The organism is Rhodoferax sp. AJA081-3 (assembly GCF_017798165.1).
Taxonomy (GTDB): domain Bacteria; phylum Pseudomonadota; class Gammaproteobacteria; order Burkholderiales; family Burkholderiaceae_C; genus Allorhodoferax.
On sequence record NZ_CP059068.1, the window covers coordinates 1467203 to 1492240 of the forward strand.

Sequence of the window (25038 nt, forward strand, 5' to 3'; positions counted from 1 at the left end):
GCATGGTCAACGTCTACTTTGTCCTGCTGCCCAATAGTCTGATACTGGACTGGGCCGGCCCGGCCGAGGCGCTGCGCATGGCCAACCAGGCCCTTGTCGCGCAGGGCCAGAACCCGCGGTTTTCACTGCACTTTGTCAGCCCGCTGCCCAGTGCGCCCAGCTCGGTCGGCGTGGTGCTGGGTGGTCTGCAGGGTTTGCCCGTGCTGGATTCCCCAGACGCCAACGCACCCACCACTTGGGTGGTGCTGGTGGGCCAGGCGGGTGATGGTGCCCTGCGGCTGGACTCCGACGCATCACGCACCGTATTGCACTGGCTGCGGGGACTGAAGGTGGCCGCTGGGCGGCTGGAGCTGATGACCATTTGCGCCGGTGCCGTGCTGGCCGCCCACGCCGGCCTGCTGGCCGGGCGCCGCGCCACCACGCACCACCAGCACCTGGACGAGTTGCGCCGGGTGGAGCCGCAATGCGACGTGGTGGCCAACCGCGTGTTTGTGGAAGACGGCGCGGTCTACAGCAGCGCCGGGGTAACCACCGGCCTGGATCTGGTCTTGCACCGCATCAGCGCGGAATGCGGCCCGGCGCTGGCCGCACAGGTCGCGCAAACCATGGTGGTCGCACTGCGCCGCGGTCCCAACGACCCGGAGTTGTCGCCCTTTCTGGCCTACCGCGCCCATATGCACCCGGCCCTGCACCGCGTGCAAGACGCTGTCAGCCAGGCCCCCGAAACCGGTTGGACGGTACCCGGCATGGCCGCTGTAGCCCACACCTCGCCGCGCCATCTCACCCGCTTATTTCTGGACCATGCGGGTATCGCACCCCTGCAGTACCTGCGCCGCATCCGCCTGGCTGTCGCACAAACGGCGTTGCAGTCCGGCCGCAACGTGACACAGGCGGCCGAGATGGCCGGTTTCAGTTCCGACACCCAATTGCGCCGCGCCTGGCACCAGTTTGAACTGGCCGGAACACCATCCGATCCACGGCTGGGTGCTTAGCGGTCGGGCCGGTTTGTCCGCCAAAAACAGCAGTCTTTCGCGCGGAATTGCCATTCGTCACATTCAGGATGAAATTTGGGCGACCCATGCCTACATTTCACCCATCGGACCGCTGTGGCCCGCCAACCGGAGAAGACCATGTCGCACAACTACCATTCCCAGATCAAGCTTGTTGCTTTCGCGTTTGCCGCGGTCATGACACTGGCCGTCAATGGGTCCATGTTGTTGCACTTTGACGATTTGGCACAGGCTTCCCCTGCGAACACCGTCACCCTGCCCACTGTGACCGTCTACGGTCGCCAAGCCTGATGTGCACCCGGGAACACACCATGCAAACCAGCCCACGGCTTCTCTCTGCGGTTGCGTCGCTGGCTCTGGCGGGCGTACTGACTATGGCCGTCACGCCGGTGCAGGCCGGCAATTGGTTCGGAAATAAAACGGTGGCAGGCTCCGGCACTGCCAGCAGTGTCAAACGCGAACTGGCACCCTTCCATGCGATTGCCGTCGACATGCATGGCAAGATCGAGTTGATCCAGGGTAATGCCGAAGGCGTGGTGGTGGAAGCCGACGACAACCTGCTGCCCTTGATTGAGACCGTGGTTACCAACGGGCAGTTGCGCATCCGCACCGCGAAGGGCGTGAACCTGCCGGGCAGCACCAAGGTCAAGGTCACGGTCCATGTGCGCAACATCGACAAGCTGTCGCTGGCAGGCTCTGCGGACCTGTCTGCGGCGCGCCTGTCGGCCCCCAAGCTGGCCAGCAATATCGCCGGTTCTGGCACGATCACGATCACGGACCTGCAGAGTGATGACCTGAAGGTTTCGATCGCCGGTAGCGGAAGCTTTGAAGCACAAGGCGTGGCCAATGCCCTGGTGGTGAACATCGCGGGGTCCGGCGATGTCAGTGCCTCCAAATTGTCCGCACAAGAGGTGAAAGTCAGTATTGCCGGTTCGGGCGATGCAAGCCTGTGGGTGCGCAAAGCCTTGAGTGTCAGCATCGCCGGTTCCGGTGATGTGCGCTACTACGGCGAAGGCAGCTTGCGCGACGCGTCCACCATGGGTTCGGGCAGCATCAAACAACTGGGTGCAGCGCCCCCCGTGTAACAAGCAGGCCCGCGCAGGCCCTCAGACCTCGCCGCGCACCATTCTCAACAAACGCCCCAACACTGCGCCGCCATCGGCGCGCAGTCCGTTGTGCTCGTATTCATTGGTCATCCACAGCTTGATGTTGGGCACCAGCGCAGCGGTTTCTTCTGAAAACTCGCGGTGTACATACATGTCGTCGTAGTAGACGGCCGCGGCCACGGGCACCGTGTTCTGCTTCAGGCGCTGCACATCGTAGAGTTGCGGCCAGTCTGCCCGAGCGGCCAGAATGTTCGCAGCGTCCTTGAGTGGGCGCAACTGGGTGTAAGCATCCAGCATCCACGGGTACACCATCTCGCCCGTGAACAGCACGGGCTCTACACCATCCAACGCGAACTCGGGGCATTCGGCCAGCAGGCGCTGCGCCGACCACTGGCTGGCAGTGCCCTGGGTGTAGCAGGCTTCATGCAGCAGCGTGTAGATGGGGTTGGTGTCGAAGTTTTGCATCTGCTCCAGATGGAACAGAAAATTCCAGTTCAGCAAGGCCTGACCATCCGCACCGGTCACAAAGGCTTCTTCCAGCAGGTAATGCAGGGCCTCAAAGCCACCACTCATGCCCAGGTGTAGGCCCAGCTGCAAAAAGCGCTGCGGAGTCAAATCACCGCCACCGGGCAACTGCACCGCGTGGGTACGCAGGTGGTCCACGATTCTGCGGACCAGTGCTGCGTCATCGGGGTAACGCTGGTAGTAAAGACGGTTCTTGTCCGCCACGCGGCGGTAGGTGGCGCGGTACACATCGTCGGCAGGCCGTGTGAGGGACGGAATGCCGCCCGTGATCAAGACATGCTTCAGGCCCTGTGGCGAGGCACTGAGGTAACGCATGGCGCAAAAGCCGCCATAACTCTGGCCCAAGATGCTCCATGGCTGGTCGCCCAGGAGCTGCTGGCGAATGGCCTCCGCATCACGCACGATGTTGTCGGCACGGAAGTGCATCAGGTAATCGGCCTGCGTCTGGGCATCGCCCAACCCCGCCAGTGTTTGCGCAGTGACTGGCGTGGAACGCCCGGTGCCACGCTGGTCCAGCAGCAGCACCCGGTAGTCTTGCAGTGCTCGCCCTATCCAGCCGCCAGCATCGGCCGGCCGCGGAGCGCCGGAGCCTGGGCCGCCCTGGAAGTAAACCAGGTAGGGAAGATTTGCATCTTCTTTGCCTGGCGCAACCACTTCGCGCGCATACACGTTGATGGTGCGGCCCGGCTTGGCGTAATCCAGTGGCAATATAAACGTATGGTCGCGCAACACCAGACCGGGAATGCGATGGGTAACCTGCGTCACGGTACGGGCACTCATGTTACTTGCCGGAGATTTCGCGGAAAAATGCCTCAGAAGACGGCTTGCGCTGCAGGAAGGCCTCCACCAATTCGGACGGCGCCCGCTGGCCACCGCTCTCCAGAATCAGCTTGCGGTAGCGTGTGCCCAGCCGGGTGTCCATCACATTGTTCCCAAAGGCCGAGCGCATATCCAGCGCCAACACTTCGGACCACATATAGCCGTAGTAGCCGGCCTGGTAGCCTCCCATCACATGGCCGAAACCGGCAGGCACCATGGTCCCGGCTTCATAGCCCAACGGGGTTTTGCCCTCCAGCTCGGCCCAGGTTTGCATGGCGTCTACCACCTTGGGGGTATGCAGGGACATATCCCAGGCTGCGTACAGGCGCTGGCGGGCGTACTGGATGCCCTTGCCAAAGGCGCGTGATGCATTCATGCGCTCCATCAGCTTGGGGTCGATCGGTTTGCAGGTAGGGCAGACCTGGGCAAACATGACCAGCGTTTCAGGGCGGCGCGACCACTCCTCAAACATCTGCGACGGCGCTTCCACAAAATCACGTTTGACGCCGGTACCGGCATTCAGCACGTAACGCGTTTTGGACAACACGCCGTGCATGATGTGACCAAACTCGTGGAACAAGGTCTCCAACTCGTTCTGGTCAAAACCCTCACGGTTGAAGTTGGTCACCAAGACCGAGATGGGGGTGCGCCCACCCACCGCGGAGACGCCCCGCACCGGGAAAGCTGCCGCGTGTTTGTATTTGCCATCGCGCGGAAACAGGTCCAGATAGAAGCTGGACAGGTATTGGCCGCTGGCCGTATCAAACACGTCATAACCACGCACATCCGCCTGCCACACGGGCAGGCTCTTGTTGGCTTTGAAATGCACACCATAGAGCTTGCTGGTGACCTGCATCATCCAGTCAATCGTCGGGTCGGTGGGAAACTGGGCGCGCACTGCGCTCTGGTCCACGCTGTAGCGCAACTTCTTCAGGCGCTGCTGGTAAAACGACACATCCCAGCGTTTGAGCACTGCGTCCTTGTCACCCGTGTTTGCCACCTTTTCGGCGCGCAACTCGTCCAGCTCCTTGCGCTCCAGGGCCTCCACCTTGCCCTGAACGTCGTCCAGGAAGCGGGTCACGTTAGCCGCTGTGCCCGCCATGCGGCGCTTGATGGTCCAGTCGGCAAAATTGGTTTCGCCCATCAGCTGCGCCAGCTCCAGCCGCAACGTGACAGCCTCTTGCAGCAAACCCAGGTTTTCTGTGCCACCGCGTTGCTGGAATGCGGTCCAGAACGCCTTGCGGGTGGCTTCTACCTGCACGTTGTTCATGATGGCATCAAACTCGGGGTAGTCCAGACCAAACAGGTAGTTGCCCTGCTCGTCCTTGGCACGGCCAGTCAGTGCGGCGGGCAAAACACCCTGCAATTGCGCTTCGGAAAACGCCAGTTTGGTCTTGGTGTCGCGCACATTGCGCGAGAAGTCTTGGGCCAGTTTGTCCAGCCGCTCGAAGATGGCCTTGGCCCGGTCGCGTTTGGCGGTGGGCAGGTTGACGCCACGTTCTTCAAAGTCATCCAGAATGCTCTGGCGGGCCATGGCGTCCACCGGGTCGGTAGTCTTCAGCGCCTTGACGCGCTGGAACAAAGCCTCGCTTTGCAGGTATTCATTGGGCAGTGCCGACAGCAGCAAGTCGCAGGCTTCAGCGGCCTTTCGCACCTCGGGGTCGGGACTGGTCTCAGACAACAGGCCGATAGGGCCGCCGATGTCCTGCAAGCCCATGTCCAGCGCGTTCCACGCGTGCAACACGGTTTTGGCATTCACGCGGTCCAAAGGTACTGCCTTGATCTGCTCAATACGAGTGCGGGCTTGGGCGATGCCTTGCTCACACAGCTTGGGAATGGCGGCCGCCGTGGGCAACGCAATCACACCGCGCAAAGCGGGCGTAGTGGCTGCCAAGGCATGGGGTACAAAACAAGCGGCAAGGGCCGCAAGCACCGTGGTTTGAAGCTTCATGGCAATCCTGGAATCGGGGTTGAGAAAGGGATTGACCGGCAGGTGCCGGCGGGCCCGTGGCCGCCTTCTGGGCGGTTGGGCTGCGGGATTATAGGCAGCGGAAATGGGGCCTCAGGACCGGCTTTACCCTAGGAGCGCCGCAGTGCATCCACCCAGTCGGCAATGGCATCCAGGTTGACCTGGTCTTCGGCATGCACCAGGTAACACTCCAGGTCTGACAGGGCCTGTTCGATGTGGCCCAGTTCGGCGTGGGCCAGTCCGCGGTCGCGGTATTCGGGCCAGGACTGGGGCAGCAAAATCACCAGGCGCTCCTGTACCGCCAGCAGGCGCTGCCAGTCGTTTTGCGACTTGTGGATTTCCTTCAGGTTGCGCAGCATGCGGGCAATGATGTCGCGTGAGGGTGCGGTCTGCAGGTACAAGCCCAGGGGGGTTTCCAACTCGTCGAGCAGGCCGCTGCGCTTGCGGTAGGGCTCCAGCCGCTCGGACAGTTCCTCGCGGCTCATCGACTTGCCGGTTAATGGGTCGATCACCACCTGGCCCATGGGCAAGTTGACCTTAACCAGAAAGTGCCCCGGAAACCCCACGCCCCGCACCGCCAGCCCCAAGCCTTGGGCCAGCTCCATCCACAAGACTGCCAGTGTGATGGGGATGCCGCGGCGTGTGTGCAGCAAGCGGTGGATGAAGCTGTTGTCGGGGTCGTAAAAATCGTTGGCATTGCCACCAAAGCCCAGATCCTGGTAGAAGAACTGGTTGAGCACCCGCAGCTTTTGCACGGGGCCCGTGTCCGCCGCCAGGCGCCTGCGCAGGCGGGCCAGCAGCTGGTCTACCTCGCCCAGCACGGACTGCACATCCATCTCGGGGTATTCGTCCTGGGCCAGGCTGACGGCTGCCTCAAACAGCGTGAATTCACCGTCACTCTCCACGAGGGAGGCGAAGTATTCCAGCGGCGTGGGTTGGTCAAAGGACAGGTTCATGGTGGCAAACCTTTCAAGTGCTAGCGCCGCAACAATTGTCGCAAGTTCAGGCCGGCAGCCCAGATTGCTACAAAATAGATAGCGATAGCGCTAGATACGTAGAGGGCTAGCCACCCAACACGCTGAAGCTTCTCGGCTTTCAGGGCCAGCCAGGGCACCGAGCCATTGGCCCACATCAAAAATACCGCCAGCAGCGCACTGGCTGCCAACACTTGCAGGGCGAAACGCCCCCAGCCAGGTTGCGGAATATAGGTGCGGTTGCGCAAAAGCCCGATCAGCAGCCACAGAGCGTTGACCATGGCGCCTACGCCAATGGCCAAGGCCAAGCCAGCATGGGCCAGCAGCGGCACAAAGACAAAGTTCAATGCTTGGGTGATGACCAGCACCGCTAGGCCAATCAGCGCCGGGCCTTTGATGTTCTGGCTGGCGAAATAACCCGGCGTCAGCACCTTGATGGCGACCAGGCCCAGCAAACCGGCGCCGTAACCCATCAAGGCAACCGAGGTCTGCATGACGTCGTTGTCGGTATAGGCGCCGTTATGAAAAATCACCGAGGCCAGCGGCTGCGCAAAGGTAACCAGGGCAATCGCACTGGGCACCGCCATCAATACCACCAGGCGCAGACCCCAATCGATCATGCTGGAGAACTTGGCAGCGTCGTTGGCAGCCTTGGCAGCGGCAAGCTGCGGCATCAGCACCACCCCCAAGGCCACACCCAGCATAGCGGTGGGGAACTCCATCAACAATCCGGCATTGTTCAGCCAAGTCACCGAGCCAACCCCCAAATGTGACGCGATTTGTGTATTGATGATCAAGGAAATCTGGGACACGCTGACACCCAGCAACGCAGGGCCCATCAGATGCACTATTCTTTTGGTAGCAGGCTGCGCCCACGCGGCGCGGGCTGCAGCAATATTGAGCCTGATCTTTGGCGCCAATCCCATGCGCCGCATGGCCAGCAGGATGGCCCCCAGCTGCAATACACCGCCCAGCATCACACCTGCGGCCATGGCGTAAATCGGCTCTATGCCCAACTGCTGGAACCACGGCGCGCCCAACCAGGCCGCCAGAATCATGGCTACGTTCAACAATACCGGTGTGGCTGCGGGAATGGCAAAGTTCTTCCAGGTGTTGAGCACGCCAGCCCCCAGCGCCACCAGCGACATGCAGGCGATGTAGGGGAACATCCAGCGCGTCATGACAACGGCGGCTTCAAAACCTTCGGGCTCCATTCCGCTGGCCAACAGATAGACAAGAATGGGCGCGCCCGCAATGCCCACCACACAGGTCAGCAGCAGGGCCATGGTCAGCAGGGTGGCAACGGAATTGACCAGGGCGTGGGTAGCTTCCTCGCCCTCTTTTTCTTTGCTGGCGGCCAGCACGGGCACAAAAGCCTGGCTAAAAGCCCCTTCGGCAAACATGCGGCGCAGCAAATTGGGGATACGAAATGCCACCCAAAACGCATCCGTCATGGCGCTCACGCCAAAAATGGAAGCCATCAGCAGGTCACGCACCAAACCGGTGATACGGGACGCCAGGGTCAGCACGGAAACGATGGAGGCGGATTTGATAAGGCTCACCGTGCCAGTGTAGCCCCCGTGGATGGCGCCTCCCCGAGCCCCGCTGCTCGGCCAAGCGGCCCTGGATTGCCTGCCCAGACCCAAAATGCTACAATCGCGGGCTTTGCTGGCATCATCCTCAGACACAAGGAATACTTAATATGGCATCTACCAAACCCAAGAAAAAGAACCCACGCCTGGCGTCGGGCCGTAAGCGCGTCCGCCAGGACGTCAAAATCAATGCAGCAAACACTTCCCTGCGTTCCAAATACCGCACCGCGGTGAAGAACGTTGAGAAGGCAGTTCTGGCCGGTGACAAGACCAAGGCCACCGAACTGTTTGCGAAGATGCAAGCCGTGGTTGACACCGTGGCTGACAAGGGCATCTTCCACAAGAACAAGGCAGCACGCGACAAGAGCCGCTTGTCTACCAAGGTGAAAGCCTTGGCCCTCGCAGCAGCGTAAAACCTGCACGCCTGATCACTCAGGCACACATCGCACGGGCCTCTCGGGGCCTGCCGTTTGCACCGGGTGCGCTGCCAGCAAAGCAAACAAGCCGTTCATTGAACGGCTTTTTTGTTGTCTGGACAAAACCACGCCCGCCGCTATAGTGGCGCGATGTCTTCACCCACCCCACTTTCCGTTCCGTAAACGCACCCCATGGACCGCATCACCCTTGCCTTCTGGTCCCTGGTGCTGGGCTTGTGTGCTGCCACGGTCTTTTTTGTGACCGGCATCTATGGCCAACAGGCCAACCAGCAGCAACGCGAAGCCAAGCTCGACAGCGGTGACCTGGTCCAACTGGTGAAGGTTATAGATGGCGACACCGTTGTCGTCAGCAAAGAAGGCCAGGGCAACGCCACCGTGCGCCTGCTGGGCATCAAAACCCTGGAATCCAAACACGGCAAGGACGAAGTAGCGGTCTACGGCCGGGCGGCCGAAGAGGCCCTGAAACGCATCGTCGGCGACAAACCCCTGCGTGTGCTGCTCAACACCCCACCCCGTGACCGCCATGGCCGCACCATTGCCACGCTGTATGCCGGTGACCAGGACATTGGACTGGGCCTGGTTGGTGAAGGACATGCACTGGTCTACTCGGTGTACCCGTTTGCGTCCATGCCGGTGTACCTGCAAGCGCAGAACCTGGCACGCTCCAAAAGCCTGGGCCTGTGGGGCAACCCGGAAGTCGGCTCCAGGGCCGAAGCCATGATCAACGAATGGGCGAGGCAAGGATCATGATGCAAGTGCTGTTGCGCCTGTTCCAGCGCAATCTGGTCGTGAATCCTTCTGTGCAGTTGCGCGCGGTGGTGCTGCTGACGGCCATATTGGCCTATGGCACCAGCGGATTTTTGTATTTCGAACTGCCCGCCAACCCAGACCTGACGTGGACCGACGCCCTGTGGTATTCGCTGGTGACCCTGACCACGGTGGGTTATGGCGACTTCTTTCCTAAAACCCCGGGCGGGCGTTTTCTGGTGGGCGTGCCGCTGATGGTGATTGGCATAGGCCTGCTGGGTTTTATCCTGTCCGTGGTGGCCACTGCATTGATCACGTCCAAGACCAAGGAGCTAAAAGGTATGAGCAGCGTCACATTTTCCGGGCACCTGGTGCTGATCAACTTCCCTGGCCTGCCCAAGCTGTTGCGCCTGCTGGACGAGCTGGCCAATGACCCACGCATAGGCCGCAACACCGCCATCGTGCTGGTGGACAAGGACCTGGAAGAACTACCCACCGAACTGGGCGCGCGCCATGTGCGCTACGTGCGCGGCGACCCCACACGGGACGAGACCCTGCAACGCGCCGGTATCCATAGCGCGCAACACGCCATTGTGCTGACCCGCAATGCCAACGACAGCGCGTCCGACGCCATCAATGTCAGCATTGCGCTGGCCATTGAATCGCGCGCACGCCAGGTCAACACGGTGGTGGAGTGTATAGACCCCGGCACGCGCGAACTGCTGGCCAAGGCCGGCTGTGACCGCGTGGTCTGCAGTGCGCACTTTGACGCGCTGTATGTGAGCCAGGAGTTGCTCAACCCCGGCACACAAGACATCGTTGCCGACCTGCTGAGCAACGGCCAGGGCCAGCAGTTTTACCTGACCCCGCTACAAGGGGCCACCGCTGGCAAATGTTTTCGGGATGTGGCGACCCAGGCGGCCGCCGCGGGCCATGTGGCCATAGGCCTGCGCCGCAACAACACCAACCAGCTCAATGTGGGTGCCGACTACCCCGTGCAGGCAGACGATATGGCCATCAGCATTGGTGAGCACCGCGTGGGCAGCTTCGCACTGTGAGCGCCTGAAGACCGGGTCTACGAAGCGGACCTAAAACTCGGGCCGTGTTTCGCTCACCTGCAGCTCGTTGTCCTTGGCAAAGTTCAGGCAAAAGTCCCAGGCCATGACGTCGTAATCGCGCAGATCGCGGTGCACGATCACACACTTCACATTGCCAAACGAGGTGGGCACACACCACGGTGAGTACCCCAGGTGACTGCCCGGCTGCGGACCACCCGGGCGAAACTGGCTCATGACGCCGGCCAAGCGCTCTGCCCAGTCGCTGGGGCGGAACGTTTTGCCGCTGCGGGTCATTCCCAGGATGTAGAGTTCTTTAGACGGAGGCGTGAGGGACATGGTGTTGACGGAGACGGGTTTGCAACACCCAAAAATGCGTTGCGACGCGCGGCGATTTTATCTGACACAGGGCTACACATTGCTGACACACCCAGCAAATTACGTGCCCGAGTAGGCCCATCGCGCCCAGCAGAGCGCGCGCCCGGTGCGCGCCGCCCAACATCACAGTGATGCCAATTTGTCAAATAAGTGCTGCAGTGCAGCGCCTAGAATCCCTTTCCACCGACCTGTTTCACGACGACAACCCTGGAGTTTCCACATGACCGCTGCTGTTCCCACCACGCCCTCTTCACCCCACGTGATGAACACCTACGGCCGCCTGCCCATTGCCTTGAGCCATGGCCAGGGCTGCCGCGTGTGGGATGTGAACGGCCGCGAGTACCTGGATGGCCTGGGTGGCATTGCCGTCAACACGCTGGGCCACAACCACCCCAAGCTGGTGGCCGCGCTGCAGGACCAGGTGACCAAACTGATCCACACCTCCAACTACTACCACGTGCCGCTGCAGGAAGAGCTGGCCAGCCTGCTGGTGGAGCGCTCGGGCATGACCAATGTGTTCTTCTGCTCCACCGGCCTGGAAGCCAACGAAGCGGCGCTGAAGCTGGCGCGCAAGTTTGGCCACGACAAGGGTATTGATCGCCCCGAGATCGTGGTGTACGAGAAGGCCTTCCACGGCCGCTCGATTGCCACACTCAGCGCCACCGGCAACCCCAAGGTGCAGGCCGGATTTGGCCCACTGGTGGAAGGATTTATCCGCGTGCCGGCCAACAACATCGAACAACTGATAGCCGCCACGGCCAACAACCCCAATGTGGTGGCCGTGTTTTTTGAAGCCATCCAGGGTGAAGGCGGCGTCAACCCCATGCACATGGACTACCTGCGTGATGTGCGCGCCCTGTGCGATGAGCGCGACTGGCTGTTGATGATCGACGAGGTGCAATGCGGAATGGGCCGCACCGGCAAGTGGTTTGCCCACCAGTGGGCGGGTATCAAGCCTGATGTGATGCCGCTGGCCAAGGGCCTGGGGTCGGGTGTGCCGGTGGGCGCGGTGGTAGTGGGCCCCAAGGCGGCCACCATATTTGCGCCCGGCAACCACGGCAGCACCTTTGGCGGCAACCCACTGGCCATGCGCGCCGGTGTCACCACCATCCGCACCATGGAAGAAGAGAACCTGCTGGCCAATGCCGCTACCGTGGGGGAACACCTGAAAGCCGCTCTGGAGAAAGGCCTGGCGGCCGAGCTGGCCAGTGGTACGGTGAAGGAAATTCGCGGCCAGGGCCTGATGCTGGGTATTGACCTGATCAAGCCGTGCGGCGCCTTGACCCAGCGCGCAGTGGATGCCGGCCTGCTGATCAGCGTAACCGCCGATACCGTGGTGCGCCTGGTGCCTTCGCTGATACTGACCACGGCCGAGGCCGATCAGATCGCGGCTATCCTGTGCCCCCTGATCTCTGCATTGTTGAAAGAATAAACGCCATGAACCCGCTCAAAGGCATACCCAGCACGCTGCCCCAAGGTGCGCCGCCCGTGCGGCACTACTTGCAGTTCACCGACTTCACCACCGAAGAGTACGTGTACCTGCTGGAGCGCGCGGCCTTTATCAAACACAAGTTCAAGACCTTTGTGCGCCACCACTCGCTGGTAGACCGCACGCTGGCCATGATTTTTGAGAAGGCCTCCACCCGCACCCGTGTGAGCTTTGAGGCCGGCATGTACCAGCTGGGCGGCAGCGTGGTGCACCTGACCACGGGCGACAGCCAGCTGGGCCGCGCCGAGCCGATTGAAGACAGCGCCAAGGTCATCAGCCGCATGACCGACATCGTGATGATTCGCACCTTTGAGCAGACCAAGCTGGAGCGTTTTGCCGCCCACTCGCGCGTGCCGGTCATCAACGGCCTGACCAATGAATTCCACCCCTGCCAGATCCTGGCCGACATCTTCACCTACATCGAGCACCGCGGCCCGATTGCAGGAAAGACCGTGGTCTGGGTGGGTGACGGCAACAACATGGCCAACACCTGGCTGCAGGCCGCCGCCATCCTGGGCTTCCACCTGCGGGTGAGCACACCCAGCGGTTATGAGTTAGATGAAAAAGTGGCCGTCACCCCCCGTGGAATGGGCTCTGGTAGCTACAGAGTTTATAGCAATCCGCTGGAAGCCTGCAAAGATGCCGACCTGGTCACCACCGATGTGTGGACCAGCATGGGCTTTGAGGCCGAGAACGAAACCCGCCGCAAGGCCTTTGCCGCCTGGTGTGTGAATGCCGAGATGATGGCCGCCGCCAAACCCGACGCGTTATTCATGCACTGCCTGCCCGCCCACCGCGGCGAAGAGGTGGATGCGGATGTGATTGATGGCCCGCAATCCGTGGTGTGGGACGAAGCCGAAAACCGCATGCACGTGCAAAAAGCGCTGATGGAATACCTGCTGCTGGGCCGCCAGGCCTGAAATCCTATTCGTTGCGGATGCCCTGGCGGGTAATCACGCCCGCCAGCAGCGACGCATCCTGGCGCATGCGGTTGGCCAAGCCCTCAGGCGACGAACCCACCACCTGCCAGCCTTGGGCAAACAGGCGCTGGCGCATCTCGGGGCTGCGCACGATTGCACTGACCAGCACCGCCAGTTTGTTGACCACAGCGGCTGGCGTTGCGGCCGGCACTGCCAAGGCATTCCACACTTCCAGGTCCACACCTTGTATGCCCAGCTCGGCCAGGCTGGGCAACTCTGGCACCAGGGTGCTGCGCCCGGCCGATGTGACCGCGATGGCCTTCAGGCGACCGGCTTGCACCTGCGGCATGGCCAGCCCCGGTGGCAAGAGCGCCAGTTGGATCTGGCCGCCCAGCATGGCATTGACCACCTGCGGGTTACCAGGGTATGGCACATGCACCGGGCTTATGCCTGTCTTGGCCTTCAGCAACTCCATGCCCAGATGCGCCACCGTGCCTTGACCGGGTGTGCCGTAGCTCCAGGTATTGCCGGCCTGCAAACCTGTGCGAACAAACTCTTGGGGCGTACCTGCATAACTGGCCGGCACCGCCAGCACCAGCGGTGCCGTGGCCACCAGCGACACGGGCTGCAAATCCTTGAACGGGTCGTAGGGCGTCTTGGGGTTGAGCAGCTTGGCAATGGTGAGGTTGCCGTTGATCATCAGACCCAGCGTGTGGCCATCGGTCGCCTTGGCAACCAGGTCGGCCGCAATATTGCCGCTGGCGCCGGGCCGGTTGTCCACCACCACCGGCTGGCCCAGCGCCTTGGACAGGGGCTCGGCCAAGGCCCGCGCGGTCAGGTCCGGGCTGGAGCCACCAGGGAAACCCACCACCAGGCGGATAGGTTTGCTGGGCCAGGGCGGCGGCGTGGCCACTGCGCCCGAAGCCTGCGCCGCGGCCAGACCGCCCAGCGCCAGGAATGTACGTCGCACTATCGTCATATCGGTCTGTTTCCTCGTTATCCGCGGTAGAGCCAGGGCACATCCAGCAGGCGTTCGCCCAGCAGGCGCATGGACACATCGCGCCCCCAGCGCACCAGGCCCGTGGCATGAAAAATCCGCCCGTTGCGGATAGAGCGGGCCTGCACGCGCGCATTGCGTTGCCAACGCTGCTGTGCGTAATGTTGAAGCCGTTGTGCCATGGGCAAGCCGCTCTCGGCCAACACACGCTGCAGGCAAGCCGCATCCTCCAGGGCCATGCCCGCGCCCTGCGCCATATAGGGCCGCATGGGGTGGGCTGCATCACCCAACAGTGCCACGCGGCCTTGCGCCTGCTCATGTGCACCGGCCATAGGAGTGCGATCACACAAGGCCCACAAACGCCAGGTCTGGATCGCGGCCACCAAGTCCTGTAACGGGCGGCAGGTGTTGCCCAATGCGGTTTGCAAATCGCGGGTGTGGGTGGCGTGGTCCCAGTCCTGCACGTCGCCACCGTCGGCCACCGCACCTTCCACAATGGCCACCACATTGAGCCATTCACCACCGCGCACGGGGTACTGCACCACATGCAGCTTGGGACCCAACCAGACGGTGACCTCCTGGCCGCGCAGGGCCGCCGGCAGATCGCTCTGCGGAACCATCGCGCGGTAGGCCAGGTGCCCCGTCACGCGCGGTGGTGCATCATGCAGCAGTTGCTGGCGCACGCTGCTCCACAAGCCGTCGGCACCCACCAGCGCCTGACCCTGCAGTTGCAATCCGTCTGCGGTCTGCGCCTGCACCCCGCTGCCTGTATCGACAAAGGACTCCAGACGCTGGCCCACATGCAAGGCCGTGCTGCCCTGCTGCACCACTGCACTGAGCAATACACGGTGCAGGTCGGCGCGGTGGATGGTGGCATAGGGCGCACCGTACAGTGCGCGTGTGCGTTCGCCCAAGCGCAGGCTTCCAAGCTCGTCAGCGTTAGCCGCCGAGCGCACACGCAACACATCCGGAAAAGCCGCTACCTGCTTCAACGCCTGCTCCAGCCCCCAGCCCTGCAACACCCGCACCACGTTGGGCCCCATCTGTATGCCCGCCCCCACCTCGCCAAACGCTGGCGCGCGCTCCACCAGTTGCACGGCCCAACCGGCACGCGAGCAGGCCAGCGCAGCGGCCAGGCCACCAATACCGCCACCGGCGATCAGAATCTGTTGGTCGTCTTCTTGCATGGCTGTATTGTCATCGCTGCGCACGGCAAATGCGGGTTCGAGCCGACGAGCTGGGCTATAGTGCGGCGCTCAAGAGTGGTTCCCGCTACGTACCCGTATACCAACACACAGCAGCACGCCGTCGAACCAATCCGAAGGGCGCACCAATGAAACATAAACTGTCCGAACAGATAACCCGCCAATACAGGACTTATGGGCTAATGGGCGGCGTTGCGATAGGTCTCTTGACTGGAATTTTGGTTAGCGGGCCTCATTTTCAGGAGTGGCCCGTTAGCCGTTCCCTAATCTTTATTCTTTGCTCTGCTGCAGGAGGGGCCGTGATAGGTTGGACATTCCTGGCAATCATTATTGGATTCATGGGTGGCGGATTTTCTACCAACTCAGAGCTTTTGCGGGACGAAGATCAGTTGGACGATGAGAGGCAGGCGCGGTCAGCTACAAGCGACAACGATGTCTGATGACCACCACATCCACGAATACATTCATGAAAACACTGTACGAAGCATCGAGTGCTGTTGAAGGCCATATGCTGCAGGACCTCCTCCGGCAGGAGGGAGTATCCGCAAGGCTTGACGGCGCATTCCTGCAAGGCGCAATGGGCGGGTTGCCCGCATCCGGGCTTGTTCGCCTAGTCGTTGACGAAGCCGACTACGAAAATGGCCGAGCGATTATTAAACGCTGGGAAGCCGCAGAGCCTGTGGCCCAGCCAACCCCACTTGCCGCGCGGAAATCATCTGGCCGATTAGTCGCTGCTTTGATGGGAGTGCTCATCGGCGCTGCGGGGACCTATGCCTTTCTGCGATCACCGGTGTCCGTCAATGGCATTGACCACGACCGGGATGGCATCCTCGACGAGCAGTGGACGTTTTCACCAAGTGGTGCACCCGTCGGGTCCCAGATGGACCGAAACCTGGATGGCAAAATCGACTATCTCCTTCACTACGATCAGCGCGGGCACATCGAGTCAGCGGAGGGCGACGATGACTTTAATGGCAAGTTCGAATCCAGGTATCGCTTCCGCTTCGGCAATGTGGAAACCAGTGAAATCGATACGGATGCCGATGGATTTCCAGACATGCATTCCTATTTCAAAAGCGGGGTGCTTGTTACGACAAAGTACCTCAACCCAAAGACCGGTCTGCCACTGCGCGTGGAGCACTTCCACATTGGACGGGTTGCCTTCTCCGAAGTTGATTCCAACCGGGATGGCAAGTTAGACAAACGCCTGACCTACTCAGTCAGTGGGGAAGTTACCCAAACCGAAGACATGGCCCCATCCAAATAGTGTTGCATGGCTTTGTTGTGCCAGCTATCACTTTGCTTGGATTCGTCCTCTTGGCCATCATCGTCGCAGCAGCGTGGTTTACGCTTCCCACTTGATACGTTTCGTAGGCGCACCGCTCTTTAACAACAACCGGAAAAAACAAGACCAAAACATGCTTACACCCGAAGTTCACGCCGCCATGGAACGCAGCATGCTCTGCTGGTTCGCCACGGTCAGCGAAGCGGGGCAACCCAATGTCTCCCCGAAAGAGGTCTTTGCACCCTTCGATGCCGAGCACCTGGTCATCGCCAACATCGCCTCACCCAACAGTGTGCGCAACGTGTTGTCCAACCCCAGTGTGTGTGTCAGCTTCGTTGATATCTTTGTGCAAAAGGGTTTCAAGATCGTTGGCACGGCCCACAACATTGGGCGCCACGCCAGCGACTACGCGCATTGGGTAGGCCCGCTGCAGGCCAAGGCCGGAACACGTTTTACGATACACAGTGTGCTGGTGGTCAAGGTCCTGTCGATCGAACCCATTCTCGCCCCCAGTTATCGGCTGTATCCCGAGGAAACGACCGAAGAGTCCCAGATCGCGTCTGCCATGCATGCGTACGGGGTTCGACCCGCACCATGAACGTACGACGGCGTTCAAGCCAGGCCAGCGTGGGCCTGGTGGTATTGGGTTTGCATCTGGCTGGTTTTTTGGCATGGTGGACTGTGGGGCAGCACAACATGCGCCTGGTACGGACCAGCGCACGGCTTCCGTCCATTTCCGTCTGGTTGCCCGAGCCTGCAAAGCCTGCTACAGAGCAGCCGCGCCGACCACCCATCCAACAAGACCCGACGGACGCCACGCGCCCACGCGACGCCAACAAACCGGCAGACCCCACCCACGCAACAGACCTTGCAACCGCGCCTGCGTCCAACGGCGCCACCCTGCCAGTGGAAGCCAGTGGGCCCGTCGAGGCACCTGCAACGTCACACCCCGCACTCAACCTGAACCTGTCGCGCAAAGACATACTCTCCAACGCACCCCGCAGCTTTGCAGAGCAGTCTCCGTTCCGGGGGCGCTTGCCCAAAACCGTGGAGCGGCAAATTGCCAGCGCAGCAGCCGAGACCGGGCCGTGGACGGAAGAGCGTGTTGACAACGATCGCATCCGCTTTCGCCGTGGCAACACCTGCGTGATGATGCAGCGCCCGCGGGCAGCGAGTATTGACCCATTTAGCGAAGCAGCAGGTCGTATCCCTTGGCGGAGTTCGGAGCCGGAAGAATGCACCGACTAGGCTCTCATTTACTCCTATTTTTGTAGCGACAGCTATATAGCCGACGGGGGCTACAGGCCAATTCTTCATATAAGACTAACCCTAGACGGGCTTTTTGACGGTTTGAAGCTGCAGGCACGGCGCAGAATCCGTCCATGCCACGCATCCCCTCTATTGCCCACGCTCTCACGCTCTGCGCCCTGGCGCTGCTGTGTCTGCCACCCATGGCCACTGCGGCCGAGAAGCTCAAGACTGTCGTCGTGCGCCAGGCGCTGCTGGACCTGACCGTAGAACTGCGCCAGGTCAAAGAAGGCGAAGAAGACCAAGACAACCCTGAGGCCAGCGGCGGCGCCTACACCGTGGGCACCGCCAACCGCGCGGTGGACTTTGCGCCGCAGCAGGTGCGGGTGCGCAATGGCGAAAAGGCCAGCCTGCAGATCAACCAGTCCATGCCCATGCAGTGGGTGCAAAAGATCGAATCACAAAGCGCCACGCTCAGCGCAGCGGGCACCTCGGCCAGCAGCAATTCCGGTGGGGTGACGCAGGCGGTAACGTGGATGGAATCGGGCCAAAGCCTCACAGTCAAGCCCCAGTGGCCGGGTGGCAAGCTACCAGTCAAGATTGAGATTGAGGTGCAGTCCTCCGCCGTGGATGAGCGCACCAGCGCAGACCTGCCCGCCACCCAGCGCCAGCGCTACACCAGCACGGTCAGCGCCCCGCTGAACCGGTGGGTCACCATTGCCAGCAGCGGCAAACCGGCTCGGGCGGGCAGCTACAGCAGCGCCGGCAGCAGTGACGGGCGGCGGCTGATGCAGATCCGCGTGTCACGCGAGCCATAACAGCTTTACAAACAGAGCTCGCGCAGCGCGGCCAGGTCCACAATCTCCAGCGCACCGCGGTGCACGCGGATCAGGTCACGGGCTTTGAGGTCATTGAGTATCTGGTTGGTCGTCTGGCGCGACACTCCAATCATCAGCGCCAACTGCTCCTGGGTGATGGCCAGCGCCCGGCGCGAGCTGCCTTCGTCCGCGCCCTGACCATAACCCTGGGCCATCTGCACCAGGCGGCGCATCACACGCACCGCCGCAGGCAGCACCGCCTGCTCTTCCATATTGATAAAGGCCATGCGCAGCTTGTCGGCCATCAGTAAGGCCAGGTCGCGCCAGTACTCCGGGTGGGCCTGCAGCCAGGCCTGCAAGGCCTCATGTGGCACCTGCAGCAGCGTGCTGGGCTCGGCGGCGTGGGCGTCGTGGGTGCGGGTGGATCCGTCAAACACCGAAATCTCGGCAAACCAGGTGGGGGGCGTCAACAGTATCAACAATGCCTCGCGTGTATCGTGGCGCGCATCGACCAGACCCGATATGCGGATGGACCCACGCACCAGCGCATACAGGCCACAGGGCGGGCCACCGCGCAAAAACAGCGCATCACCCGTCTGCAACTGGCGCAGTTTGGCCATATCCAGCAGCGCGGTAGAAAAGGCCACGGGCAACTGGGCAAACCAGCGGCCCGCGCGCAGGGTCGGCAAGTAGGCGGCGAGATCAGGCATCAGGCATCAGGCAATGGGCATCAGGGTTAGCCCCAATCTGGCAAAACGGGTTGTGTCGGGTACTTGACAGACACCCAGTATGCATCGGCCAGATGATCACGGCATCGCCATTTACCCGAGGCCACTGCCATGAAAACCCTGACCGACCACCTGAGCCAGTACGCTGCCTACCACCAGGACAGCCGCAATGTCGCCACCCACTTTGTGGGCATTCCGATGATTGTGGTGGCGGTGGCCACGCTGCTATCGCGGCCCCTGTTGCTGGTGGGCGATGTGCCCTTGACGCTGGGTGCCATTGTGAGCCTGCTGAGCTGCCTGTTTTACCTGCGCCTGGACATACGTTTTGGCATCACCATGACACTGCTGATGGTCTTGTCTGTTGCGGCCGGTTACTGGTTTGCCGCGCAAGGCACCGCGGTCTGGCTCAGCGCCGGGGTGGGGCTGTTTGTCATCGGCTGGGCGTTCCAGTTTCTGGGCCACTACTACGAGGGCAAAAAACCGGCCTTTGTGGACGACCTGTCGGGCCTGATCGTCGGCCCCCTGTTCCTGGTGGCCGAGGCAGCTTTCCACTTCCAAATGCGTTTGGAAGTCAAGGCCGCCATCGATGCACGCCTGGGCAAACAAGCCCAGCACCGCGGCAATCAAACGGTAGCCGCAGCGTGACCAACCTCACCGCGATGCTGCCAACGCTGCTGTTGCTGGCGTTGGCGCTGGTGATGTTTGGCCTGGGCCTGTCCTTATCACTGGACGATTTCAAACGCCTGCGCGAGCACCCGCGCTCGGTGCTGCTGGCGCTGGGCTTGCAAACCCTGGTGCTACCGGCTGCAGCCTACGGGCTGATCCTGCTGTTTGGCATGGAGCCCGTGTTTGCGGTGGGCCTGATGCTGCTGGCCGCGTCGCCCGGCGGTGTGTCGGCCAATCTGTTCAGCCACTTGTTTGGCGGCAATGTGGCGATGAATATTTCGCTCACCGCCGTCAATACCGTGTTGTCCATCGCCAGCCTGCCGCTGATCGCCAACTGGGCTATTGCCACCTTTATGCAATCCGGCCAGGTGGTACCGCTGCAGTTTGGCAAGGTGCTGGAGGTGGTGGGCGTGATCCTGCTGCCCGTCATCATTGGCATGGTGGTGCGGGTCAAGGCACCGGGTTTCAGCGAACGCATGGGCTCCCCCATGAAGCTGTTCAGCGCGCTGGTGCTGGCGGCGTTTGCGCTATTGGCCATTGTTAAGGAATGGGCGGCATTGACGGCCTCGTTTGCGTCGCTGGGGCCGCTGGTGCTGGCGTTTAACCTGATCAGCCTGTTGGTGGGGTACTACCTGTCGCGTGCGGCGGGACTGAACAAATCCATGTCCACCGCCATCAGTTTTGAGATTGGCATCCACAACTCCACACTGGCGATTTATGTGGCGCTGTCGGTGCTGGGCAATCTGCAGCTGGCTTTGCCAGCGGCGCTGTATTCGGTCAGCATGTATTTGACGGCCACGCTGTTTGGTCTGCTGGTGCTGCGGCGCAAGGGCGGTTGAGAGTCACCTGCGTTATAGACACGGGCTTGGGGCCCATGCGTAAATGGCTTTTTCGCCACTTTGCGCCATGAGGACCCCCATGCAAGACACGACGACTGACACGACCACCACCCACCACCGCATCTGCCCCCTGTGCGAGGCCTGTTGCGGCCTGGAGATCAAGGTCCAGAACAGCAAGGTCATCAGCATCCGCGGGCACGATGCCGACGTGTTCAGCGCCGGTTATATCTGCCCCAAGGGCGTGGCACTGAAAGACCTGCATGAAGACCCCGACCGCCTGCGTACGCCGCTGATCAAGCGCAACGGCGTGCATGTGCCCGCCACCTGGGACGAAGCCTTTGCCGAGATTGAGCGCCGCCTGCCCCCCATCCTGGCCGCGCATGGCCGCAATGCGGCGGGTGTGGTGGTCGGCAACCCGTCCGCCCACAAGATCGGCCTGCTGACCTACTTTGGCAAACTGGCCCGCGCGCTGGGCACCAAGAATGTGTTCTCGGCCTCCACGCTGGACCAGATGCCCAAGCAGCTGTCCAGCGGACTGATGTTTGGCCACTGGTTGTCCATCGCCCTGCCCGACATCACCCGCACCGACTACCTGTTGGTGCTGGGCGCCAACCCTCTGGTCAGCAACGGCAGCATGTGGACCGTGCCCGATTTCCGCGGCAAGGCCAAGGCGCTCCAAGCGCGCGGCGGCAAGCTGGTGGTGGTGGACCCGCGCAAAACCGAAACCGCGTCCGTGGCCGATGCCCACCACTTCATCCGCCCCAATTCCGACGTGTTTTTGCTGGCCGCCATGGTGAACACCTTGTTTACCGAGGGCTTGGTCAGGCTGGGCACGGTCGCTGAATGGGTCAACGGTGTGGATGCCGTCAAGCAGGCCATAGCGCCCTTCACTCCCGAGGCCGCAGCCGACCGTTGCGGCATCAGCGCCGACACCATCCGCACACTGACCCGCGAGCTGGCCGCCGCCCCACGCGCCGCCGTGTACGCCCGCATCGGCACCTGCACACAAGAGTACGGCACGTTGGCCAGCTGGCTGGTGGATGTGCTCAACACCTTGACCGGCAACCTGGACAAGGAAGGTGGTGTGTTGTTTGCCAAGTCCGCCGCCTTCGCATCCAACACGGCTGGCAAGCCCGGCATCGGAAAGGGCGTCAGCACCGGCCGCCACCACGCCCGTGTCAGCGGCGCTCCCGAGGTGTATGGCGAGCTGCCCATGACTTGTATGGCCGAAGAAATCGAGACCCCGGGCGAAGGCCAGATGCGTGTGTTGTTCACCGTGGCCACCAACCCCGTATTGTCCAGCCCCAATGGCCCGCGTTTAGCCAAGGCACTGGACACACTGGACTTCATGGTCAGCATGGACATCTACCTGAACGAAACCACCCGCCATGCGGACGTGATCCTGCCCGGCCAATCACCGCTGGAAGACTTCCACTACGACGTGGCCTTCCCCCAACTCTCCTGGCGCAACCATGCGCGCTACAGCCCGCCCGTGCTGCAAGCCGCGCCCGGCCAACCCGAGGAATGGCAGACCCTGCTCAAGTTGGCAGCCATCGTGCAAGGCAAGGGCGCGAACGCGGATGCCAATACGCTGGACGACGCCCAGTTTGCCGAAGACGCACAACGCATGTTTGGTGAACACGCCAATGCCGTCATCGAAGCCACCAAAGGGATTAAAGGCCCGCAACGCACGCTGGAAGTGGCGTTGCGTAGCGGCCCCTACGGCGACCAGTGGGGCCGCAAACCCGACGGCCTGACGCTGGCCAAGGTGCAGGCATCCAACACCAACGGCGGCATTGACCTGGGCGCGCTGCAGCCCCGCATCCCCGAAATGCTGCGCACCCCCAGCGGCAAGGTGGAGCTGGCACCGCCCACGTTGCTACAAGATTTGCAGCGCGCAGCCCAGGATGTGCGGGGGCCAGCGCCCGATCTGGTCATCATCGGCCGGCGCGACGTGCGCACCAACAACAGCTGGATGCACAACCTGCCCATCCTGGCCAAAGGCCCGTTCCGCTGCACTGCGCTGGTCCACCCCACCGATGCCCAACGCCTGGGCCTGCAGGACGGCGCCCTGGCCGACATCCGCAGTGCCGGTGGCCACGTTCAGGCTCAGGTGCAAATCACCGCCGACATGATGCCCGGCGTCGTCAGCCTGCCCCACGGCTGGGGCCACAACGCGCCGGGTGCGCAAATGCGGGTGGCGGCTGAACGGCCGGGGGCGAACCTGAATGCGCTGCTGGATGACCAGCTGCGGGACCCGCTGTCGGGGAATGCGGTGTTGGGTGGGGTGGCGATTACGATGCAGGCGGCTGTAGTCTGATTTCGGGAAGAGGCTATTGGTCAAATCGGCCTGTATCCCCCGGATTTATTACCTTATACGCTATCATAACAGTAGCGCATTGACGTCTGCGTGGTAGCAGAGTTTGGGGCCGGAGCCCGCGCCTCATGGTGTCAAACGCCCACAAATCGGCGCGGACCCCGACCCCAAACTCTGCGGGTAGCGGTGGTGGGTTGCGATGCGGGTTGTGGGTGCAATTGACTACCGGTTGTGGGCGCTATCGGGTGTTGACCAGTGTGCCCTTTCTTTCTGACACCCAATTGCAATTGCTTGCCAAGCAATTGGGTCACAGCGACTCGTCAATCCCACAGACAGTTAGACAGGAAAGGCTGATTGCTCTGAAGTCAGACGTCTTGCTAGCGGTCTTACACTCCAAAGCTCCAATGCCAAACACAACAGTGAATCAGAGTAGCCGTCAAATTGGTGCAATCAAGGGGGACACAAAAGATGCCAATAACACATCGCTTACCCTCCACTCGGACAGTCAAGGAGCTTTACGCGAACGCGTTTCGATGCGCAGCTCCAAGCTGCCAGCGCCCGCTTTATAAGTTAGATCCAGAGACCGGTGCCCGAACTCTCAACTCAAACGTATCTCACATCTGTGCGCGCAGTGAAGGTGGCCCTCGCTGGAATGCGAATCAAACGGAGGATGCAAATCGATCTGTTGACAATCTTTTGCTGCTTTGCCTTGAGCATGCGTGGGAAGTTGACCAGCCAAATAGAGTTACTGATTTTCCTCCAAAGCTATTGAAGGAGTGGAAGCAAAGCCAGTTGGATGATTTCGACGGACTGGGGCATCAGGGCTGGGCCTTGACCCCCGATATGGTTGATGAAGCGTTGAGATCGTCATCTACAACCATGAATTTCAACAACTCGACCGTCAGTCTGGGTGGTGCTGGAGGTAATGCACCTGGAGCGGGTGGAGGTGGAGGCGGTGCGATTGGCCAAAACGCTCGCGGTGGAATTGGTGGTCCCGGTGGGGGAGTCCGTTATGAGGGTATCCCTTTCCCTGAGAAAAGGGACCCTGAAACTTCAGAATCCAATAGTCGCCAATGTGTTCACGATCTAGTGAAATCTGCTTTCCCCGCTGACTATCGGCTACCTTCTGACTTGGCTCCCGGTGCGGGTGGTGGCGGTGGCGGAGCGGTCGGACCAGACGCAGTTGGAGGCAATGGCGGCGGCGGCGGTGAGCAAGTCCTCGCAATGATCGACCTAAGCGAGTTTCACTCCGACGGGCCTGTATACATGGAAGTCCCTGTCGGAAAGGGAGGTGTTAGCAACACTTTTCCCTGGGAACATGGCAGGGATGGTGAAAACTCCAGCATCAAAGTTATTGCCGCAGACGGTCGCATATTGCGCACCATAACGGCCGCCGGCGGAACCGGTGCACGGGCCAACTTTGAGTTCCCAGAAGGTTCGCGCGAGGTGAGTGTTGATGACATAAAGAATGGACTCACAGTACCAGTCCTAATAACCGCTGAGTTTGTTCAGGAAAAGAACGGCCTTCTGTATGTTCTCGGAGGTAACTGGAGTATCTGGGCTGCGCCTCAGTTGCCGGTCGCTGTGCAATCTGCGCTGACTTGTGTGGTGTCCTTTGGACAGGCAATACCCAACTGCATACTGATGTTCTTCATTGTTGTAGAGGACCCGTCTGGTCAAGAAGTTATACGGATGCCATTTGCTGCCACAAACGAATACATGCGCCCCGTCGCCAATGTCATGCGGGGATTCGAGTTGCAATTCCATGCAGATGTAGCAGGGGTCTGGAACGTAAGAGTGCTTTCTGGACGCTTTGAATTGGCCAGATTACCGCTGGAGGTTCGGATGCTGGAAGCAAAGGCTTGAGTTTTTGATCTTTGGCGTCAAAACGGAGTTTTGGGTGATAGGCGACGA

24 protein-coding genes are annotated in these 25038 nt (G+C 61.3%); 16 read left to right on the forward strand and 8 right to left on the reverse strand.

The window, feature by feature from the left end:
• The first annotated feature begins 2 nt into the window (after positions 1-2).
• The 3 genes from HZ993_RS06785 to HZ993_RS06795 all read left to right on the forward strand — a co-directional run bounded on the left by HZ993_RS06785 (position 3) and on the right by HZ993_RS06795 (position 2095).
• Positions 3-992 (forward strand): GlxA family transcriptional regulator, encoded by a 990-nt coding sequence (locus tag HZ993_RS06785; protein ID WP_209396486.1) that lies wholly within the window; start codon positions 3-5, stop codon positions 990-992.
• Positions 993-1130: 138 nt separating this feature from the next.
• A complete protein-coding gene (locus tag HZ993_RS06790) occupies positions 1131-1301 on the forward strand; it encodes a hypothetical protein (protein WP_209396487.1) in 171 nt (56 codons plus the stop codon).
• Between the two features lie 20 nt (positions 1302-1321).
• The gene (locus tag HZ993_RS06795) at positions 1322-2095 is read left to right on the forward strand and encodes a head GIN domain-containing protein (RefSeq protein ID WP_209396488.1); all 774 of its coding nucleotides are present in this window, start codon (positions 1322-1324) and stop codon (positions 2093-2095) included.
• Between the two features lie 21 nt (positions 2096-2116).
• On the opposite strand, the gene HZ993_RS06800 is transcribed toward HZ993_RS06795, so the two are convergent.
• The 4 genes from HZ993_RS06800 to murJ all read right to left on the reverse strand — a co-directional run bounded on the left by HZ993_RS06800 (position 2117) and on the right by murJ (position 7965).
• Positions 2117-3421 (reverse strand): alpha/beta fold hydrolase, encoded by a 1305-nt coding sequence (locus tag HZ993_RS06800; RefSeq protein ID WP_209396489.1) that lies wholly within the window; start codon positions 3419-3421, stop codon positions 2117-2119.
• 1 nt (position 3422) lies between these two features.
• Positions 3423-5411, reverse strand: a complete 1989-nt coding sequence (locus tag HZ993_RS06805) for a M3 family metallopeptidase (protein WP_209396490.1) — start codon at positions 5409-5411, stop codon at positions 3423-3425.
• 128 nt (positions 5412-5539) lie between these two features.
• Complete coding sequence (locus tag HZ993_RS06810; protein WP_209396491.1) at positions 5540-6385, reverse strand: SirB1 family protein; 846 nt, start codon at positions 6383-6385, stop codon at positions 5540-5542.
• Positions 6386-6405: 20 nt separating this feature from the next.
• Complete coding sequence (murJ, locus tag HZ993_RS06815) at positions 6406-7965, reverse strand: murein biosynthesis integral membrane protein MurJ (protein WP_209396492.1); 1560 nt, start codon at positions 7963-7965, stop codon at positions 6406-6408.
• Positions 7966-8105: 140 nt separating this feature from the next.
• On the opposite strand from murJ, the gene rpsT reads away from it, so the two are divergent.
• The 3 genes from rpsT (at position 8106) to HZ993_RS06830 (ending at position 10237) form a co-directional block, all read left to right on the forward strand.
• Entirely contained in the window at positions 8106-8408 is a 303-nt protein-coding gene (gene rpsT / locus HZ993_RS06820; RefSeq protein ID WP_209396493.1) for a 30S ribosomal protein S20, read from the forward strand.
• Between the two features lie 195 nt (positions 8409-8603).
• The gene (locus HZ993_RS06825) at positions 8604-9182 is read left to right on the forward strand and encodes a thermonuclease family protein (RefSeq protein ID WP_209396494.1); all 579 of its coding nucleotides are present in this window, start codon (positions 8604-8606) and stop codon (positions 9180-9182) included.
• Positions 9179-10237, forward strand: a complete 1059-nt coding sequence (locus HZ993_RS06830) for a TrkA family potassium uptake protein (RefSeq protein ID WP_209396495.1) — start codon at positions 9179-9181, stop codon at positions 10235-10237. Before HZ993_RS06825 ends, HZ993_RS06830 begins: the two co-directional genes overlap by 4 nt.
• A gap of 30 nt (positions 10238-10267) precedes the next feature.
• Here HZ993_RS06830 and HZ993_RS06835 read toward each other — a convergent pair whose 3' ends face one another.
• Positions 10268-10573 carry a DUF3579 domain-containing protein gene (locus HZ993_RS06835; protein ID WP_209396496.1) on the reverse strand — a complete coding sequence of 102 codons (306 nt, stop codon included), beginning with the start codon at positions 10571-10573 and terminating at the stop codon, positions 10268-10270.
• Between the two features lie 259 nt (positions 10574-10832).
• On the opposite strand from HZ993_RS06835, the gene HZ993_RS06840 reads away from it, so the two are divergent.
• Entirely contained in the window at positions 10833-12044 is a 1212-nt protein-coding gene (locus HZ993_RS06840; RefSeq protein WP_209396497.1) for an aspartate aminotransferase family protein, read from the forward strand.
• Between the two features lie 5 nt (positions 12045-12049).
• Positions 12050-13021 carry an ornithine carbamoyltransferase gene (gene argF, locus HZ993_RS06845; protein WP_209396498.1) on the forward strand — a complete coding sequence of 324 codons (972 nt, stop codon included), beginning with the start codon at positions 12050-12052 and terminating at the stop codon, positions 13019-13021.
• A gap of 4 nt (positions 13022-13025) precedes the next feature.
• Here argF and HZ993_RS06850 read toward each other — a convergent pair whose 3' ends face one another.
• Positions 13026-14000, reverse strand: a complete 975-nt coding sequence (locus HZ993_RS06850) for a tripartite tricarboxylate transporter substrate binding protein (RefSeq protein WP_209396499.1) — start codon at positions 13998-14000, stop codon at positions 13026-13028.
• 17 nt (positions 14001-14017) lie between these two features.
• Positions 14018-15205, reverse strand: a complete 1188-nt coding sequence (locus tag HZ993_RS06855) for an FAD-dependent monooxygenase (RefSeq protein ID WP_209396500.1) — start codon at positions 15203-15205, stop codon at positions 14018-14020.
• A 484-nt stretch (positions 15206-15689) separates the two neighbouring features.
• Between HZ993_RS06855 and HZ993_RS06860 the strand changes: the two genes are divergently transcribed.
• The 4 genes from HZ993_RS06860 to HZ993_RS06875 all read left to right on the forward strand — a co-directional run bounded on the left by HZ993_RS06860 (position 15690) and on the right by HZ993_RS06875 (position 18574).
• Entirely contained in the window at positions 15690-16490 is an 801-nt protein-coding gene (locus tag HZ993_RS06860; protein ID WP_209396501.1) for a DUF2007 domain-containing protein, read from the forward strand.
• 151 nt (positions 16491-16641) lie between these two features.
• On the forward strand, positions 16642-17106 hold the full coding sequence (locus HZ993_RS06865; RefSeq protein WP_209396502.1) for a pyridoxamine 5'-phosphate oxidase family protein: 465 nt from the start codon (positions 16642-16644) through the stop codon (positions 17104-17106).
• On the forward strand, positions 17103-17756 hold the full coding sequence (locus HZ993_RS06870) for a hypothetical protein (protein WP_209396503.1): 654 nt from the start codon (positions 17103-17105) through the stop codon (positions 17754-17756). Before HZ993_RS06865 ends, HZ993_RS06870 begins: the two co-directional genes overlap by 4 nt.
• Before the next feature lie 134 nt (positions 17757-17890).
• Positions 17891-18574: a hypothetical protein gene (locus tag HZ993_RS06875; RefSeq protein WP_209396504.1), complete on the forward strand. Its 684-nt coding sequence runs from the start codon at positions 17891-17893 to the stop codon at positions 18572-18574.
• 5 nt (positions 18575-18579) lie between these two features.
• On the opposite strand, the gene HZ993_RS06880 is transcribed toward HZ993_RS06875, so the two are convergent.
• A complete protein-coding gene (locus HZ993_RS06880) occupies positions 18580-19284 on the reverse strand; it encodes a Crp/Fnr family transcriptional regulator (protein ID WP_209396505.1) in 705 nt (234 codons plus the stop codon).
• 129 nt (positions 19285-19413) lie between these two features.
• Between HZ993_RS06880 and HZ993_RS06885 the strand changes: the two genes are divergently transcribed.
• The 4 genes from HZ993_RS06885 to HZ993_RS06900 all read left to right on the forward strand — a co-directional run bounded on the left by HZ993_RS06885 (position 19414) and on the right by HZ993_RS06900 (position 24990).
• Complete coding sequence (locus HZ993_RS06885; RefSeq protein ID WP_209396506.1) at positions 19414-19947, forward strand: DUF962 domain-containing protein; 534 nt, start codon at positions 19414-19416, stop codon at positions 19945-19947.
• Positions 19944-20807: a bile acid:sodium symporter family protein gene (locus HZ993_RS06890; protein ID WP_245213851.1), complete on the forward strand. Its 864-nt coding sequence runs from the start codon at positions 19944-19946 to the stop codon at positions 20805-20807. Before HZ993_RS06885 ends, HZ993_RS06890 begins: the two co-directional genes overlap by 4 nt.
• Positions 20808-20886: 79 nt before the next feature.
• The gene (locus HZ993_RS06895; RefSeq protein ID WP_209396507.1) at positions 20887-23127 is read left to right on the forward strand and encodes a molybdopterin-dependent oxidoreductase; all 2241 of its coding nucleotides are present in this window, start codon (positions 20887-20889) and stop codon (positions 23125-23127) included.
• Between the two features lie 693 nt (positions 23128-23820).
• Entirely contained in the window at positions 23821-24990 is a 1170-nt protein-coding gene (locus HZ993_RS06900; RefSeq protein ID WP_209396508.1) for a glycine-rich domain-containing protein, read from the forward strand.
• Positions 24991-25038 lie beyond the last annotated feature (48 nt).